This window comes from Klebsiella sp. JB_Kp031, assembly GCF_040064295.1.
Classification (GTDB): domain Bacteria; phylum Pseudomonadota; class Gammaproteobacteria; order Enterobacterales; family Enterobacteriaceae; genus Klebsiella; species Klebsiella quasipneumoniae.
On the sequence record NZ_JBEAJW010000020.1, the window covers coordinates 105,240 to 122,090 of the forward strand.

Annotated in this window: 15 protein-coding genes; 9 read left to right on the top strand and 6 right to left on the bottom strand. The window is 59.0% G+C overall.

The genetic code is table 11. From position 1 onward, the window contains the following. Nucleotides 1-51: 51 nt before the first annotated feature. Nucleotides 52-1,116, top strand: a complete 1,065-nt coding sequence (locus tag ABLV64_RS06220) for an AI-2E family transporter (RefSeq protein WP_004201933.1) — start codon at nucleotides 52-54, stop codon at nucleotides 1,114-1,116. A gap of 60 nt (nucleotides 1,117-1,176) precedes the next feature. On the opposite strand, the gene bcp is transcribed toward ABLV64_RS06220, so the two are convergent. Both bcp and ABLV64_RS06230 read right to left on the bottom strand, forming a co-directional pair. After that, nucleotides 1,177-1,647, bottom strand: a complete 471-nt coding sequence (gene bcp, locus ABLV64_RS06225; protein ID WP_004201935.1) for a thioredoxin-dependent thiol peroxidase — start codon at nucleotides 1,645-1,647, stop codon at nucleotides 1,177-1,179. A 3-nt stretch (nucleotides 1,648-1,650) separates the two neighbouring features. Further along, nucleotides 1,651-2,217, bottom strand: coding sequence for a glycine cleavage system transcriptional repressor (locus ABLV64_RS06230; RefSeq protein ID WP_002913804.1), 567 nt, complete (start codon nucleotides 2,215-2,217; stop codon nucleotides 1,651-1,653). Between the two features lie 153 nt (nucleotides 2,218-2,370). Here ABLV64_RS06230 and dapA point away from each other — a divergent pair, with 153 nt between their 5' ends. The 6 genes from dapA (at nucleotide 2,371) to ypfH (ending at nucleotide 9,022) form a co-directional block, all read left to right on the top strand. After that, nucleotides 2,371-3,249, top strand: a complete 879-nt coding sequence (gene dapA / locus ABLV64_RS06235) for a 4-hydroxy-tetrahydrodipicolinate synthase (protein WP_017900447.1) — start codon at nucleotides 2,371-2,373, stop codon at nucleotides 3,247-3,249. Nucleotides 3,250-3,265: 16 nt separating this feature from the next. Next, nucleotides 3,266-4,300 carry an outer membrane protein assembly factor BamC gene (gene bamC / locus ABLV64_RS06240; RefSeq protein ID WP_004201942.1) on the top strand — a complete coding sequence of 345 codons (1,035 nt, stop codon included), beginning with the start codon at nucleotides 3,266-3,268 and terminating at the stop codon, nucleotides 4,298-4,300. Between the two features lie 228 nt (nucleotides 4,301-4,528). Then, on the top strand, nucleotides 4,529-5,242 hold the full coding sequence (purC, locus tag ABLV64_RS06245; RefSeq protein ID WP_002913801.1) for a phosphoribosylaminoimidazolesuccinocarboxamide synthase: 714 nt from the start codon (nucleotides 4,529-4,531) through the stop codon (nucleotides 5,240-5,242). Nucleotides 5,243-5,361: 119 nt separating this feature from the next. Further along, a complete protein-coding gene (locus ABLV64_RS06250) occupies nucleotides 5,362-6,237 on the top strand; it encodes a neutral zinc metallopeptidase (RefSeq protein WP_004201945.1) in 876 nt (291 codons plus the stop codon). 9 nt (nucleotides 6,238-6,246) lie between these two features. Next, nucleotides 6,247-8,250 (top strand): GNAT family N-acetyltransferase, encoded by a 2,004-nt coding sequence (locus ABLV64_RS06255; RefSeq protein ID WP_065697516.1) that lies wholly within the window; start codon nucleotides 6,247-6,249, stop codon nucleotides 8,248-8,250. Between the two features lie 76 nt (nucleotides 8,251-8,326). Beyond that, nucleotides 8,327-9,022 (top strand): esterase, encoded by a 696-nt coding sequence (ypfH, locus tag ABLV64_RS06260; RefSeq protein WP_004201952.1) that lies wholly within the window; start codon nucleotides 8,327-8,329, stop codon nucleotides 9,020-9,022. 48 nt (nucleotides 9,023-9,070) lie between these two features. Here the strand turns inward: ypfH and ABLV64_RS06265 are convergent, their stop codons facing one another. Genes ABLV64_RS06265 through ABLV64_RS06275 form a run of 3 tightly spaced genes read right to left on the bottom strand, consistent with a single transcriptional unit; the run spans nucleotide 9,071 to nucleotide 10,793 of the window. After that, nucleotides 9,071-9,274, bottom strand: a complete 204-nt coding sequence (locus ABLV64_RS06265; protein WP_002913768.1) for a YpfN family protein — start codon at nucleotides 9,272-9,274, stop codon at nucleotides 9,071-9,073. Between the two features lie 34 nt (nucleotides 9,275-9,308). Continuing rightward, the gene (dapE, locus tag ABLV64_RS06270) at nucleotides 9,309-10,436 is read right to left on the bottom strand and encodes a succinyl-diaminopimelate desuccinylase (RefSeq protein ID WP_060656186.1); all 1,128 of its coding nucleotides are present in this window, start codon (nucleotides 10,434-10,436) and stop codon (nucleotides 9,309-9,311) included. A 3-nt stretch (nucleotides 10,437-10,439) separates the two neighbouring features. Further along, nucleotides 10,440-10,793, bottom strand: coding sequence for an ArsC family reductase (locus ABLV64_RS06275; RefSeq protein WP_069135924.1), 354 nt, complete (start codon nucleotides 10,791-10,793; stop codon nucleotides 10,440-10,442). A 366-nt stretch (nucleotides 10,794-11,159) separates the two neighbouring features. Here ABLV64_RS06275 and ypfM point away from each other — a divergent pair, with 366 nt between their 5' ends. Beyond that, complete coding sequence (gene ypfM / locus ABLV64_RS06280) at nucleotides 11,160-11,219, top strand: protein YpfM (protein ID WP_100181659.1); 60 nt, start codon at nucleotides 11,160-11,162, stop codon at nucleotides 11,217-11,219. Between the two features lie 127 nt (nucleotides 11,220-11,346). On the opposite strand, the gene acrD is transcribed toward ypfM, so the two are convergent. Next, nucleotides 11,347-14,460 carry a multidrug efflux RND transporter permease AcrD gene (gene acrD, locus ABLV64_RS06285; RefSeq protein WP_017900450.1) on the bottom strand — a complete coding sequence of 1,038 codons (3,114 nt, stop codon included), beginning with the start codon at nucleotides 14,458-14,460 and terminating at the stop codon, nucleotides 11,347-11,349. A 376-nt stretch (nucleotides 14,461-14,836) separates the two neighbouring features. Here acrD and aegA point away from each other — a divergent pair, with 376 nt between their 5' ends. Continuing rightward, complete coding sequence (aegA, locus tag ABLV64_RS06290; RefSeq protein ID WP_108433464.1) at nucleotides 14,837-16,819, top strand: formate-dependent uric acid utilization protein AegA; 1,983 nt, start codon at nucleotides 14,837-14,839, stop codon at nucleotides 16,817-16,819. The last annotated feature ends 32 nt before the right edge of the window (nucleotides 16,820-16,851 follow it).

A 16,851-nucleotide genomic window follows, 5' to 3' on the forward strand; every position in this document is an offset into this window, starting at 1 on the left:
TTCGATACAATTCCTCCGTTTGTCGCCGCTTTGCGCTTCAGGGAAGGTTTTATGCTCGAGATGTTAATGCAGTGGTACCGCCGTCGATTCAGCGACCCTGAGGCGATAGCGCTGCTGGTTATTTTGCTTGCCGGTTTCGGCATCATGTTCTTTTTCAGCGGCCTGCTGGCCCCGTTACTGGTGGCTATCGTGCTGGCCTATTTGCTGGAGTGGCCGACCGTGCGCCTGGAACGCATCGGTCTGTCGCGCACCTGGGCGACCTCGCTGGTGCTGATCCTCTTCGTGGGCATCCTGCTGTTGCTGGCCTTCGTGGTGCTGCCGGTGGCCTGGCAGCAGGGGATCTACCTTATCCGCGATATGCCGGGCATGCTCAACAAGCTCTCTGATTTTGCCGCCACGCTGCCGCGGCGCTATCCGGCGTTAATGGATGCCGGCATCATCGATGCGATGGCGGAAAATATGCGCACCCGGATGCTGACGGTGGGCGACTCGGTGGTCAAGTATTCTCTCGCCTCGCTGGTGGGGCTGCTTACGCTGGCGGTCTATCTGGTGCTGGTGCCGCTGATGGTCTTCTTCCTGCTGAAGGATAAAGAGCAGATGCTCAACGCGGTACGCCGCGTGCTGCCGCGCAACCGCGGCCTGGCCGGGCAGGTATGGAAGGAGATGAACCAGCAAATCACCAACTACATTCGCGGTAAGGTGCTGGAGATGATTGTCGTCAGCGTCGCCACCTGGATAGGCTTCATCCTTTTCGGCCTCAACTACTCGCTGCTGTTGGCGGTGCTGGTGGGCTTCTCGGTGCTGATCCCCTATATCGGTGCATTTGTGGTGACCATTCCGGTGGTGGGGGTGGCGCTGTTTCAGTTTGGCGCGGGCACCGAGTTCTGGAGTCTGTTCGCGGTCTATCTGATTATTCAGGGGCTTGACGGCAATCTGCTGGTCCCGGTGCTGTTCTCGGAAGCGGTGAATCTGCACCCGCTGGTGATTATCCTGTCGGTGGTGATCTTTGGCGGTTTGTGGGGGTTCTGGGGCGTCTTCTTCGCCATTCCGCTGGCCACGTTGATTAAAGCGGTGGTGCATGCCTGGCCGGATGGCCTGGTGGTCGACGACGACTAAGGCATTGAGGATAAAAAAAGACGCCGGGCGAGGTTCTCTCACCCGGCGTCTTGCTTTGCATCAGGCGTTTTCTTTCAGCCAGTTCAGCACCACGTCGTGGTGATTGCTGGTTTTGAAGTCATCAAAGACGTGTTCGATTTTGCCATCGGCATCGACGAGGAAGCTGATACGGTGGATCCCGTCGTAGGTTTTCCCCATAAAGGATTTTTCGCCCCAGACGCCAAACTGCTCGCAAACCTGATGGTTTTCATCAGACAGCAGCGTAAAGTTCAGCAGCTCTTTTTCGGCGAAGCGGGAGAGCTTTTCCGGTTTATCGGTGCTGATGCCCAGCACTTCCACACCGGCTTTCTTCAGGTCGTCCATGTTGTCGCGCAAGCCGCACGCCTGGACGGTGCAGCCCGGGGTCATGGCCTTCGGGTAAAAATAAACCAGGACACGCTGTCCCTGGAAGTCGGTTAAATTTACTTCCTCGCCGTCCTGGTCCGGTAAGCTAAATTTCGGTGCAAGATCACCGGCTTTCAGTGGGGTCATGGGTTAAACTCCATCCTGTTCATCATGCTGTGAATAATTAACGATGTTAATACTGCCTTGTGCGTTGAGTTCTGTACATAGGGCTTTGAACGCTTGTTCGATATTTGCTGCATTTTGCGTCGCAGGACTGTGGGCAGTTATCTGAATAAAAAGCTGCGCGGAATCACCGTCTCCCGGCTGCGTGCGGGAAACCAGTTCCGCGATATTCATATTCCATGTATCGCACAGGGCAGTGAAGCGCTCGATGATATGCGGTGAGTCCGGCACCTCAACCTGGACCCAGACGGTGTTTGGCATGGCCTGCGGGGGGCGCGCGGTGGTGCGTTTCATCACGATCAACAGCTCCAGCTCCGCGCCTTTCAGCGGCAGGGTTGATTCGATCAGGTTAATCGCATTCCACGACCCGGAAAGCAGCATGATAAACGTAAACTCATCACCGAGCATGGCCAGCCGGCTGTCTTCGATATTACAACCGCAGCTGCTGACGTGGCGAGTGATCGTATTCACGATGCCGGGACGGTCAGCCCCCAGGGCGGTAATAACCAGATAGTGTTGTAATGAGGCTGTCAAACCTGTTCTTCCTTTAAAAAGGTGAGGTAACATTAGGAAAGCATAAAAAAAACCGCCATACAACATCCCTGATGGCGTCGGGTCTCTTGCTTTTATTGCAGCTCCAAACGTAACATTGAGAATCTTGTCGCACTTCTGCTCTGAGGATGGCCCATGTTCACGGGAAGTATTGTAGCGCTTGTCACGCCGATGGATGAAAACGGTAATGTCTGCCGGACAAGCCTGAAAAAACTGATTGATTACCATGTCGCCAACGGAACCTCGGCGATCGTTTCGGTAGGGACTACCGGTGAATCCGCAACGCTGAGCCATGAAGAGCACGGCGACGTGGTGATGATGACGCTGGAACTGGCTGACGGGCGTATCCCGGTGATCGCTGGAACGGGAGCCAATGCAACCGCAGAGGCGATTAGCCTGACCAAGCGTTTTAACGACAGCGGCGTTGTCGGCTGCCTGACGGTCACTCCTTATTATAACCGTCCTACCCAGGAAGGCCTGTTCCAGCACTTTAAAGCTATCGCCGAACATACTGACCTGCCGCAAATTCTGTATAATGTGCCGTCCCGTACCGGTTGCGATATGCTGCCGGAAACCGTTGGCCGTCTGGCGGAAATTAAAAATATTGTCGGTATTAAGGAAGCTACAGGGAACTTAAGTCGCGTTCACCAGATCAAAGAGCTGGTTTCAGACGACTTTATTCTGCTGAGCGGTGACGATGCGACCGGTATGGACTTCATGCAGCTCGGCGGCGTGGGCGTGATTTCCGTCACCGCCAACGTGGCGGCGCGCGAAATGGCCGACATGTGCCGTCTGGCGCTGGCGGGTCAATTTGCCGAAGCCCGGGCGATTAACCAGCGTCTGATGCCATTGCATACAAAATTATTTGTCGAACCCAATCCTATCCCGGTGAAATGGGGATGCAAGGCGTTGGGTCTTGTGGCGACCGATACGCTGCGCTTGCCGATGACGCCTATCACCGACCAGGGTCGTGAAGCCGTTACCGCCGCGCTGAAGCATGCCGGTTTGCTGTAAAGTTTAGGGAGATTTGATGGCTTACTCAGTACAGAAGTCGCGCCTGGCGAAGGTTGCGGGTGTTTCGCTGGTTCTACTCCTCGCGGCCTGTAGTTCCGACTCGCGCTATAAGCGTCAGGTGAGCGGTGATGAGGCCTATTTACAGGCGTCACCGTTGAGCGAACTTCACGCGCCGGCGGGGATGATCCTGCCGATTCAGGTGGGTGATTACAACATTCCGGTGGCCAACAGCACCGGCGCGGTCGGCAAGGCGCTGGACATTCGCCCGCCGGCGCAGCCGCTGGCATTGGTTAGCGGCGCCCGCACCCAGTTCAACGGCGATACCGCGACGCTGATGGTCGAGAACGGCCGCAGCGGTTCGCTGTGGGCGCAGGTTACCAGCATTCTTCAGTCGAAGAACTACGTTATCGCCAAGCGCGATGATGCGAGCCAGACGCTGAACACCGACTGGGTTGAGTGGAACCGTCTTGATGAAGATCAGCAGTATCGCGGTCGTTATCAAATCTCCGTCAAACCGCAGGGCTATCAGCAAGCGGTGGTGGTCAAGCTGGTGAATCTGGAGCAGGCGGGTAAACCGGTTGCCGATCCGGCGTCACTGCAGCGCTACAGCACCGCCATGCTGAACGTCATTTCGGAAGGCCTGGACATGAACGCCACCAGCGCCCAGAACGCCGCCCAGCGCAGCGCGGGCGCCACCTTCGACGTGCAGAGCGCTGCCGACGATACGGGTCTGCCGATGCTCGTTGTTCGCGCGCCGTTTAACATGGTGTGGCAGCGTCTGCCAGGCGCCCTCGAGAAAGTGGGGATGAAAGTGACCGACAGCACGCGCTCTCAGGGCAGCATGGCGCTGACCTACAAGCCGCTGTCTGACAGCAGCTGGCAGGAGCTGGGCGCACGCGACCCGCAGCTGGCCTCCGGTGACTACAAACTTCAGGTCGGCGACCTCGATAACCGCAGTAGCCTGCAGTTCATCGACCCGAAAGGCCACACCCTGACGCAGTCGCAAAATGACGCCCTGGTAGCCGTATTCCAGGCCGCATTTAACAAGTAAACGAAAGGGCTGGAGCAATCCGGCCCTTTTAATATATAGTGACGCAAACGTGTGCGTATGCACATCATCCTTCAAATTGCCTCTTTGTTGGCCGCCTTCGTTCACCCCAGTCACTTACTTTTGTAAGCTCCTGGGGATTCGCTCAGTTGCCGCCTCGATGCACTTTGAATGATTTTGTGTATAGGTGGAAACGTATTTTTAGGCTCAATATCACTGGAGTAGTGAAAGATGAAAAAGCAAGCTGAGTTGTATCGTGGTAAGGCGAAGACAGTATACAGCACCGATAATCCGGACCTGCTGGTACTGGAATTCCGTAACGATACGTCAGCAGGTGATGGCGCGCGCATCGAGCAGTTCGATCGTAAAGGCATGGTGAATAACAAGTTCAACCACTTCATTATGAGCAAACTGGCAGAAGCGGGCATCCCTACCCAGATGGAAGCGCTGCTCTCCGATACCGAATGCCTGGTAAAAAAACTGGATATGGTGCCGGTGGAGTGCGTGGTGCGTAACCGTGCGGCAGGCTCGCTGGTAAAACGTTTAGGCATTGAAGAAGGAATCGAGCTGAATCCGCCGCTGTTCGATCTGTTCCTGAAAAACGATGCCATGCACGATCCGATGGTCAACGACTCCTATTGCGAAACCTTCGGCTGGGTGAGCAAAGAGAATCTGGCGCGGATGCGCGAGCTGACCTACAAAGCCAACGACGTGCTGAAAAAGCTGTTCGATGACGCCGGTCTGATTCTGGTGGACTTTAAGCTGGAGTTTGGTCTGTTCAAAGGCGAAGTGGTCCTGGGCGATGAGTTTTCGCCGGACGGCAGCCGCCTGTGGGACAAAAACACCCTCGATAAAATGGACAAAGACCGCTTCCGCCAGAGCCTTGGCGGCCTGATCGAAGCCTACGAAGAAGTGGCTCACCGTCTGGGCGTTAAGCTCGACTAACCCGCCCGCCGCCAGAAGATGGCCTCATCTTCTGGCGTCTCTTGCTGTTTCCTGTGGTAATCCTGCGCTGAACCGCCTACGATCTCTGCTATTGATACATAACAGGGAATGAGGTGCTTATGCGCTGGCAAGGGCGTCGCGAAAGCGACAATGTTGAAGATCGACGTGGACAATCAGGCTCGCCGTTTGGCGGCGGCGGGGGCGGCGGCTTCCGTCTGCCGAGCGGGAAGGGCGGCATTGTACTGCTGATTATTGTGCTGGTGGCGGGCTACTACGGCGTGGATTTGACCGGCATGTTGACCGGCGAACCGATGCCGCAGCAGCAGACCTCCACGCAGCGCTCCATCAGTCCGAAAGACGATGAAGCGGCGAAGTTTACTTCCGTCATTCTGGCCACCACCGAAGATACCTGGGGACCGATTTTTGAAAAGATGGGCCGCCAGTACCCTCAGCCAAAGCTGGTGCTCTACCGCGGCGCGACCCGTACCGGCTGCGGTACCGGCCAGTCGGTGATGGGGCCGTTCTACTGTCCTGCCGACAGTACGGTCTATATCGACCTGTCATTCTACGATGAGATGAAAAATAAACTGGGCGCCGATGGCGACTTTGCCCAGGGGTACGTCATTGCCCATGAAGTGGGTCATCACGTACAAAAACTGCTGGGCATTGAGCCGAAGGTTCGCCAGCAACAGCAGCATGCCACCGAGGCCGAAGCCAACCGGCTGTCGGTTAAGATGGAGCTACAGGCAGACTGCTTCGCCGGCGTCTGGGGGCATAATATGCAGCAGCAGGATATTCTGGAAACCGGCGATCTGCAGGAGGCGTTAAACGCCGCCGAGGCCATCGGCGACGACCGTCTGCAGCAGCAGAGCCAGGGGCGGGTGGTACCGGACAGCTTTACCCACGGAACGTCAAAACAGCGCTACACCTGGTTCAAACGCGGTTTCGACAGCGGCGACCCGGCGCAGTGCAACACCTTCGGCAGCGCGCTGTAATCGCCCCTGATGATGGACGCGCTGCTTGACCTCACCGCGCAGATGGCGCGGGAGGGGATTCGCCGCCTGCTGGTGCTCAGCGGCGACGAGGCCTGGACGCTGCAGCAGGCGCAGGCGCTGCGGGAGCGGCTCGGCGGCGATGGCCTGTGGGTGGGCTCCGAGCCGGTTTCTGCGCCCGGCGTGGCGCCTGGCGCCCTGAAGACGCTGCTGGGGCGGGAAGTGATGCACGCCTTTTTCGATGCCCGGCGCGGGTTTGATGTGGCCGCCCTGGCGGCCCTGAGCGGTACGCTGCGGGCGGGAAGCTGGCTGGTGCTGCTGACGCCCTCTTTCGCCGACTGGCCGTCCCGGGTGGATGAGGACTCCCTGCGCTGGAGCGATACGCCCGACCCGATCTCTACCCCCAACTTTGTTCTCCGCTGCTGTCGGCAGTTTATCGCCGACCCCGAGGTGCTGCTCTGGCGGCAGTCGGACTCGCCGCGGCTCCCGCTGGCCGTCCGGCGCCCTGACTGGCATCCCGCCGATGGTCACCCGCTGGCCGAACAGGCGGCGATCCTTGGGCAATTATTGCGTCTACCGCCTGGTATCGCAGCAGTGACGGCTGAACGAGGGCGAGGGAAATCCGCCCTCGCGGGCATGCTGCTGCGCCAGCTCGCGGGTGAGGCCATCGTTACCGCCCCGACCCGCAGCGCCGTCGACGTGCTGGCGAGCTTTGCCGGCGAGGCGTTTCGCTTTATGGCTCCTGATGCGTTGCTGTCGTCGAAGGAAAAGGCGTCCTGGCTGATTGTCGATGAGGCCGCGGCTATACCGGCTCCGCTTCTCCGGCAGCTGGTTAGCCGTTTTCCCCGCACGCTACTTACCACGACGGTGCAGGGTTATGAGGGCACCGGTCGCGGGTTCCTGCTGAAATTTTGCGCCAGCCTGCCCTATCTGCAATTGTTCAGCCTGAGCGCGCCGATCCGCTGGGCCGCAGGCTGCCCGCTGGAGTCGGCCATCAGCCAGCTGCTGATCTTCAGCGATGAGGCATTTCGCGACGCGCCGACGGGGGAGGTAGTCCTGGAGGCGGTCAATCAGTCCAGCTGGCAAACGCAGCCGGCGCTGCCGGAAGCGATGTACCAGCTGTTATCCGGGGCGCATTACCGCACTTCTCCTCTCGATCTGCGGCGCATGATGGACGCTCCAGGCCAGGCTTTCCGCTGCGCTCGCGCCGGCGGTGCGGTGGCGGGCGCCCTGTGGCTGGTGGCCGAAGGGGGACTTTCTCCCGAACTCAGCCGGGCGGTGTGGGCGGGTTTTCGCCGGCCGCGGGGGAACCTGGTCGCCCAGTCGCTGGCGGCGCATGGCGGCACTCCCCTGGCGGCGACGCTGCGCGGGCTGCGGGTCAGCCGGATCGCCGTCCACCCAGCCCGCCAGCGCGAAGGGCTTGGGCAGCAGATGATCGCCGATATCGCCGCCGATGCCGCAGGTTATGATTATCTCTCCGTCAGCTTTGGCTATACCCCTGAGCTGTGGCGCTTCTGGCAACGCTGTGGGTTTATTCTCGTGCGGCTGGGCACCCATCGCGAGGCCAGCAGCGGGTGCTATACCGCGATGGCTCTGTTCCCGCTGACTGCAGCGGGGCATCAGCTCGCGCAACGGGAGGCACAGCGGCTACAGCGTGATGAATACTGGCTGCGCCCGTGGCGGCAAGCGTCCGCGCCGCTGCCGGCCGTTTCAGGGGCTATGCTTAGTGATGAGGACTGGCTGGAAGCGGCGAGCTTTGCTTTCGCCCATCGCCCGCTGGCCGCGGCGCTGGGTTGCCTCAATCGCCTGCTGTTGCAGGTCGACATCCCGTTGCCGGCCCTGCGCGGGCGTCTGCAGGGGGAAGAAGAGGCCGAACTCTGCGCCGCGCTGCAGCTAACAGGGCGTAAAGCCCTGCTGGCGAGATGGCGTCAGGAGGCCGCTGACGCCTTGCGCTTCCTCGATGCAGCGCGCGCCGAGGCGCTGCATCAGCAGGTGGCGAACCTGCAATTTTTTTAACTAACTCATTCAGTTAAATGGCATGGTCATATCTGGCGAGCGGCGTACACTGCCCGCATACACTAAGGAGACAGCCATGAAACACGATCATTTTATTGTTCAAAGCCCTGCGACGCCTGCGCAACAGCTGTTGCTGCTGTTTCATGGCGTGGGGGATAACCCGGTCTCCATGGGGCAAATTGGCAGCTGGTTCGCGCCGCAGTTTCCTGATGCGCTGATCGTGAGCATTGGCGGGGTGGAGCCTTGCGGTCCTGACGGTCGGCAGTGGTTTTCGGTGCAGGGAGTGACGGAAGAGAATCGTCAGCAGCGTATCGACGCCATTATGCCGACCTTTATTGAAATTGTGCGCTACTGGCAGGAAAAGAGCGGCATCAGCCCACTGGCCACCGCGCTGATCGGCTTCTCTCAGGGGGCGATCATGTCGCTGGAAAGCATCAAAGCAGCGCCGGATCTGGCTTCGCGGGTGATCGCCTTTAATGGCCGCTATGCGACGCTGCCGGTTACCGCAACGACGGCCACCACCATTCACCTGATCCACGGTGGTGACGATCGGGTTATCGATCTGGCGTGGGCGGTGTCGGCACAGGAGGCGCTGTTGCAGGCGGGGGGCGACGTGACCTTAGATATTGTGGACGATCTGGGGCATGCCATTGACGATCGCAGCATGCAGTTCGCGATCGAGCGACTGCGCTACACCGTGCCGAAGCACTATTTTGATGAGGCGCTGAGCGGCAGTACGCCGAAAGGGGACGATATCATCGAAATGCTGTAACCCCGGCGGGCGGGGTTACAGGCGGGCGCTACCGCGATAACGGCAAACTTACGGTTTCTTCGACTGGTCGTGCTTCGGCCAGTCGTCGTCATCGTCCCATTTATCGTTAAAATCACGGTGCGGCGGCAGATCGGGTTTGTTGTTGAGGAATTTTTTGTGGTCAACGCGGTTTAGATCTTTAATCACGTTGATAATTACCCCCACCAAAAAGACCAGCACCAGAATCCACCAATGTTTAATAAGCCATTCCATGCGCGCTTCCTCTTTACGTCAGTACGTCAGTACGTCAGGCGACCAGCTGTTCCATTACGCGTTGATACATCCGCGCCAGCAGCTGCAGGTCGGCGGCGTTCACACATTCATTAATTTTGTGAATTGTGGCGTTCACGGGGCCCAGCTCAACCACCTGCGCTCCCATGCGCGCGATAAACCGTCCGTCTGAGGTGCCGCCGTTGGTTAACAGCTGCGGTTTGATCTCATTATAGTGCTCAATGGCGTTGACGACCGCATCCACCAGCTTGCCCCGTCCGGTAAGGAACGGCTGGCCGGAGAGCCACCACTCCACGCTGTAACGCAGCTGGTATTTTTCCAGCAGGGCGACCACCCGGGCTTTGATCGTCTCGTCCGTCAGCTCCGTACTGAAGCGGAAGTTGAACTGGACGAACATATCGCCCGGGATCACGTTGTTGCTGCCGGTACCGGACTGCACGTTGGCAATCTGCATGCTGGTCGGCGGGAAGTATTCATTGCCTTTATCCCACTCGATATTGACCAGCTCCGCCAGCATCGGCGCGGCGCGATGGACGGGGTTATCGGCAAGGTGCGGATAGGCGACATGGCCCTGTACGCCGTGAATGGTCAGGTTACAGGTCAGCGAGCCGCGGCGGCCGTTTTTCACCACATCGCCGACCACTTCGGTACTGGAGGGTTCGCCGACCAGACAGTAGTCCAGACGCTCGTTACGCGCCATCAGCGTCTCCACCACTTTGACGGTGCCGTTTTTCGCGCTGGCCTCTTCATCAGAGGTGATCAAAAACGCCAGCCGGCCCCGATGGTCCGGGTACTGCGCGACAAAACGCTCTGCGGCAACCACCATCGCCGCCAGCGAGCCTTTCATATCCGCCGCCCCGCGGCCAAACAGCATCCCGTCGCGGATGGTAGGTTCGAACGGTGGATTGATCCAGCGGTCGGCGTCGCCTGCCGGGACCACGTCGGTGTGGCCGGCGAAGGCCAGCGTCTCGCCGTGGCCGCGCCAGGCCCAGAAGTTCTGCGTATCGCCGAAATCCATCGGTTCAACGGTAAAGCCGATCGCACGCAGGCGTTCAATCATTAACGCCTGGCATCCCGCATCATCGGGGCTAAGGGAAGGGCGGCGAATAAGCTGCTGAGCCAGCTCAATGACCGGGCAAGACATAGACTATACCTCGTTAAACTGCTGATAACTTGCTTCACTAAAACCCAGCAGCATAGGACGACCGGGCGCGCAGAGCAATGGGCGTTTGATGATCGCCGGCATTTCCAGCATCAATGCGGCGGCGGCATCGGCATTATCGATGCTGTTGCGCAGCGATTCGTCCAGTTTGCGCCAGGTGGTGCCGCGGGTGTTCAGCAGCGCCTGCCAGCCCAGTTCGGCAATAAAGGTATCCAGTTGCACGCGGTCGAGGCCATCGGCGCGGTAGTCATGGAAGCGATAGTCAATCTGATGTGCTTCCAGCCAGCGGCGGGCTTTTTTAATGGTATCGCAGTTTTTAATTCCGTACATGGTGAGCATAGATAAACCTTTAACATTCAATTAAGCGGTTAACTCAGATATTTCCGAATATATAAGCCTTATTGAAATAATACGTGATTCAGATGAATAAATATAACTTTTTACCAGGCAATTCATGCAATGCGTTAGGGTGATTAAAATTCGCCCAGCCGCGGGCATGATGTGAGGGCATTAACAATATTACGAAAATGTTGCTTGATGGTGCTCTGCATCACATAATTTTTACATACGAGACGGCATAGTGGCGGCAACCAGAGGTTTTATCTCTGTCAGCGGTCCACAAGACAATCAGAGCAATAGGGGAGCACAACTTCCCATCAGCAATGAAGTTATATAGAATCGACCATAATAATAAGAGAGGCTATTATGATTGAACATGAACTGGGGAACTGGAAAGATTTTATTGAAGGCATGCTTCGTAAATAAATTTCCGCAATGTGAGCAGGGGAATAACGCGACGTAAATAAGCGCGTCATGGTTCTGAACACATAAAGAAGGCGACCATCCAGGTCGCCTTTTCTGTTATTACGGCTCGCCGCCATCGCCCGACGGTTTATTGCGGACGCTCCTTCAGCGGAAAGCGGCGACGGACCAGCACAAAGAACAGCGGTACGAAAAAGATGGCCAGCACGGTGGCGGAGATCATCCCGCCCATCACCCCGGTGCCGACCGCATGCTGGCTGCCGGAACCGGCGCCGGTACTGGTGGCCATCGGCAGCACGCCGAAGATAAACGCCAGCGAGGTCATCAGGATAGGGCGCAGGCGCTGACGGCAGGCCGACAGCGTAGCGCTGAGCAGATCCTGGCCTTTCTCGTTAAGCTCATTGGCGAACTCGACGATCAGAATGGCGTTTTTCGCCGACAGGCCGATCACCGTTAACAGGCCCACCTGAAAGTAAACGTCGTTCTCCAGGCCGCGCATCCAGGTCGCCAGCAGAGCGCCAATCACCCCGAGCGGAACCACCAGCATCACCGAGAACGGCACCGACCAGCTCTCGTACAGCGCTGCCAGGCACAGGAACACCACCAGCAGGGAAATTGCGTACAGGGCCGGCGCCTGAGCGCCGGAGAGGCGTTCCTGATAGGACATGGCGGTCCATTCGAGGCCAAAGCCGGTCGGCAGCTGCGCGGCCAGCTTCTCCATCATGTCCATCGCGGTACCGGTACTGATGCCCGGCGCCGCTTCACCGACGATCTCCACCGCCGAGTAGCCATTGTAGCGCTCCAGGCGCGGCGAACCGGTCTCCCAGTGCGAGGTGGCGAAGGCCGAGAACGGCACCATCGTGCCGCTGCTGTTGCGGACGTACCAGAGATTGATATCGTCAGGCAGCATCCGATATTTCGCCGCCGCCTGGACGTAGACTTTCTTCACCCTCCCGCGATCCATAAAGTCGTTGACGTAGCTCGACCCCCAGGCGGTTTGCAGCGTATCGTTGATGTCATCAATGGAGACGCCCAGCGCCTGAGCTTTACGCTGATCGATATCGACCTGCAGCTGCGGGCTGTCGTCGAGCCCGTTATGCCGGACGCGGGTCAACAGCGGGTTTTTAGCCGCCAGCTCAAGCAGCGTATCGCGCGCCGCCATCAGCGCATCGTGCCCCTTACCGGCGTGATCTTCCAGCTCCATGTCGAAGCCTGCCGAACTGCCGAGGCCGCTGATTGCCGGCGGGCTGCTGGCGATGACCCGGGCTTCGTTGATCTGATTAAACGCTTTGGTGGCGCGTTCAATAATGGCAAAGGAGGAGCCGGTTTGCGGATCGCGCTGGTCCCAGTCTTTGAGGCGCACAAACATGCGGGCTACGTTCTGCCCGTTGCCGCCGGGGCCGGAGCCAACGGTAGCAAACACTGACTCGACGTTCTGCTTCTCGTTATTGAGGAAGTAATCTTCCGCTTTCTGTACCACTTTCAGCGTCTGCTGTTGGGTGCTGCCGCTCGGCAACTGTACCGAGGTGGTGAACATCCCCCGATCCTCCAGCGGCAGGAACGAAGTGGGCAGATGCAGGAATAAGAACACCATCCCGCCGAGCAGGACGATGTAGATCAGCATCCAGCGCAGCGAGCGGTGAAGGATCTTGCCGACGAAAGTTTCATAGCGGCTGGCGCTGCGGTTAAAGGTGCGGTTGAACCAGCCGAAGAAGCCTTTTCGCTCATGGGATTCACCTGGTTTAATCGGCTTGAGCAGGGTAGCGCAAAGGGCCGGGGTGAGGATCATGGCCACCAGCACCGAGAGGACCATCGCCGCGACAATCGTAATAGAGAACTGGCGATAGATAGCGCCGGTGGTGCCGCCGAAGAAGGCCATCGGCACAAACACCGCCGACAGCACCATCGCGATCCCCACCAGCGCGCCCTGAATTTGTCCCATCGATTTGCGGGTGGCTTCCCGCGGCGACAGGCCTTCCTCGCTCATGATGCGCTCAACGTTCTCCACCACCACGATGGCGTCATCCACCAGCAGGCCGATCGCCAGCACCATCGCGAACATCGTCAGGGTGTTGATGCTGTAACCACAGGCATAGAGCACCGCGAAGGTGCCCATCAGCACCACCGGTACGGCGATGGTCGGGATCAGAGTGGCGCGGAAGTTCTGCAGGAAAAGATACATCACGAGGAAAACCAGCAGGATCGCCTCCAGCAGGGTTTTCACCACGTCGGTAATAGAAGCCTTCACGAAGGAGGTGGTCTCGTAGGCGACTTTATATTCCAGCCCGTGCGGGAAATACTGCGAGAGCTCATTGAGGCGAGCGATCACGCGCTCCGCGGTGGCCATTTCGTTGGCGCCGGAGGCGAGCTTAATTCCCAGGCCAGAGGCGGCCTGGCGATTGTAGCGGCTAAGATAGTCATACTTCTCCGCCCCCATCTCCACGGTAGCGACATCGCCGAGGGTCACCTCTGAGCCATCCTGATTGACGCGCAGGGTGATATTGCGGAACTGTTCGGGGGTTTGCAGCAGAGATTGCGCGTTGATGGTGGCGTTCAGCGCCTGCTTATCCACGGAAGGCGTGCCGCCGAGCTGGCCGACGGCAATCTGGGCGTTCTGCGAACTAATAGCGTCGGTAACATCCTTGGTGGTCAGCTGGAAGCTATTGAGCTTTGCCGGATCGAGCCAGATGCGCATTGAGTATTGCGAGCCGTAGGCGTCGATATCCCCCACGCCGTTGACGCGACTGAGCGGGTCCTGAATGTTACTGGCGACGTAGTCGGCGATATCCTGTTTATCCATACTGCCGTCGGTGGAGACGAAGGCGAGGGTCAGGATATTGGTATCGCCGGTCTTGCGTACCGTAACCCCCTGGTTTTGCACCGCCTGCGGCAGTTTACGCATCGCCGACTGCAGCTGGTTTTGCACCTGCTGTACCGCTTCGTCCGGGTCGGTACCGGCGGTAAAACTGAGGGTGATGGTCGCCTGGCCGGTGGCGCTGCTCTGGGATGACATATACATCAGGTTATCGAGGCCGGTCATATTCTGTTCGATAACCTGGGTGACGGTATTCTCCAGGGTTTGTGCGGAGGCGCCAGGATAGTTGGCTGTAACCCGTACATTCGGCGGGGCCAGATCGGGATACTGTTCAACTGGCAGCGACAAAATGGCAAGGGTGCCCGTCAGGCATAACAGGATTGCCAGCACCCACGCAAAAATGGGGCGATCGATAAAGAAATTCGCCATCAGAATGAAAACCTCATATGCACATGTTCTTGTTATTGCACAGCCTGTGCCACTTTAGCGCCAGCGCCTCCGGCAATCGTGGAGAAATTAAGGAGATAGTGTAATTTATCATGTTGCTTTTGCCGTATCGTAAAGAAACATCGACCTTTCGTGCCGCCAGGTCGGCCACACCGCTTCGCCCGCCGCACCCGGGGACGCATTATCCCTTGCCGGTGTGAAACCTGATTTCATATAAGTCAAAAAAATTGATCCAAAACGGATTCTTTCCAGAAAAAGGGTATCCTGGGCAAATGAACATTGTTCCGGCCTCGTCTTGTCGGGTAATAAATAGGCATGCGCATTAAGGGGTTATTCACCAATAAGACAAAAGGAAGCCATGAACCACTTTATATTGAGCGATAGCCGAAAATGTATCGGTTGCCAGGCCTGCGAAGTGGCCTGCGTAATGGCGCATAACGAGGAGCAACATGCGCTGACCCCGCAGCGCTTTTTGCCACGTATCACCGTGATTAAAGCAGAGGGGCAGCGTAACGCCATCACCTGCCGCCACTGCGAAGACGCCCCCTGCCTCCGCAGCTGCCCCAACGGCGCCATCGCCCAGACTGGCGACAGCGTTCAGGTCTGTCAGGAGAAATGCATTGGCTGTAAATCCTGCATGGTGGCCTGCCCGTTCGGGGTGATGGAGGTGGTGGTGACGCCGCATGCCGCAGGCCAGGTGAAAGCCAGCGCGCAGAAATGCGATCTGTGCGCGGGCCGCGAGGCGGGACCGGCCTGTGTGGAAAACTGTCCGGCGCAGGCGCTGACCCTCGCCGACGATGAGACATTGACCACGATGGCCAGGCAGCGGCGTCTGCGTTCGGCCTGCCAGGAGGCGCAGCCGTGGCAGCGCGGCGCGGCCCCCGCCAGACAGCCCGACGCCGGCGAGAAGGTCAGGCAGATGGCGATGACGCCGCCGCGCGGAGAGCCGGATAAGCTGCCGGCGGAGGTGCGCAAGAACCACTTTGAGGAGATCTATCAGCCGTTCAGCCCGACCCAGGCCCGGCAGCAGGCCGCCCGCTGCCTGAAATGTGGAGAACACAGCATCTGTGAATGGACCTGCCCGCTACATAACACTATTCCGCAGTGGGTCGAGCTGGTGAAGGCAGGGGATATCGCCGCCGCGGTCGCCCTGTCCCATCAGACCAACTGTCTGCCGGAGATCACCGGCCGCGTCTGCCCCCAGGACCGGCTGTGTGAGGGCGCCTGCACCCTGCGCGAGGAAAGCGGTGCGGTCACCATCGGCAATATTGAGCGATTTATATCCGACCAGGCGCTGGCCAGTGGCTGGCGTCCGGACCTCTCGCAGATTAAGCTGAACGGTAAACGGGTGGCGATTATCGGCGCCGGGCCGGCCGGTCTGGCCTGCGCCGATGTGCTGGTGCGCCACGGCGTGCAGCCGGTGGTCTTTGACCGTCATCCGGAGATCGGCGGTCTGCTGACCTTCGGCATTCCGGCGTTCAAGCTGGATAAGTCGCTGCTGACCCGGCGGCGGGCGATTTTCAGCGAGATGGGCGTCCGCTTTGAGCTCAACTGCGAGGTGGGGAAAGATATCCCTCTGGCGACGCTGCTGGCCGAGTATGACGCGGTGTTCGTCGGCGCCGGAACCTATCGCTCCATGAAGGCCGGCCTGCCGAATGAAGAGGCCCCCGGGGTCTACGATGCGCTGCCGTTTCTTATCGCCAACACCAAACAGGTGATGGGGCTGGCGGAATCGGCGCAGGAGCCTTATGTTAACACCGCCGGGCTGAACGTGGTGGTGCTGGGGGGCGGCGATACGGCAATGGACTGCGTGCGTACCGCGCTGCGCCATGGCGCCCGCCAGGTGACCTGCGCCTATCGGCGGGATGAAGCCAACATGCCGGGCTCGAAAAAAGAGGTCAAAAACGCCCGCGAAGAGGGGGCGCTTTTTGAGTTTAACGTCCAGCCGGTGACGCTTGAGCTGGACGAGAACGGGCGGGTGAACGGGGTTCGCTTTTTGCGCACCGAGCTGGGTGCTCCGGATGCCGGGGGAAGACGTCGCCCGACGCCGATCCCCGGCAGCGAGTTTGTTATGCCGGCAGATGCGGTGATCATGGCCTTTGGCTTCCACCCGCACCGCATGCCCTGGCTGGAAGCTGCGGGGGTGGCACTGGACAGCCAGGGGCGTATTAAAGCCGGAGTGGAGAGCCGTTACCGTTATCAGACCAGCCAGGAGAAGATTTTTGCCGGCGGCGATGCCGTGCGCGGCGCCGACCTGGTGGTGACGGCGATGGCGGAAGGCCGTCACGCGGCGCAGGGGATCCTTGACTACCTGGGGCTGAAAACGACGCCGCTTCACTGACGACAAACCCGGCTCCGCAGCGTAGTATGAGG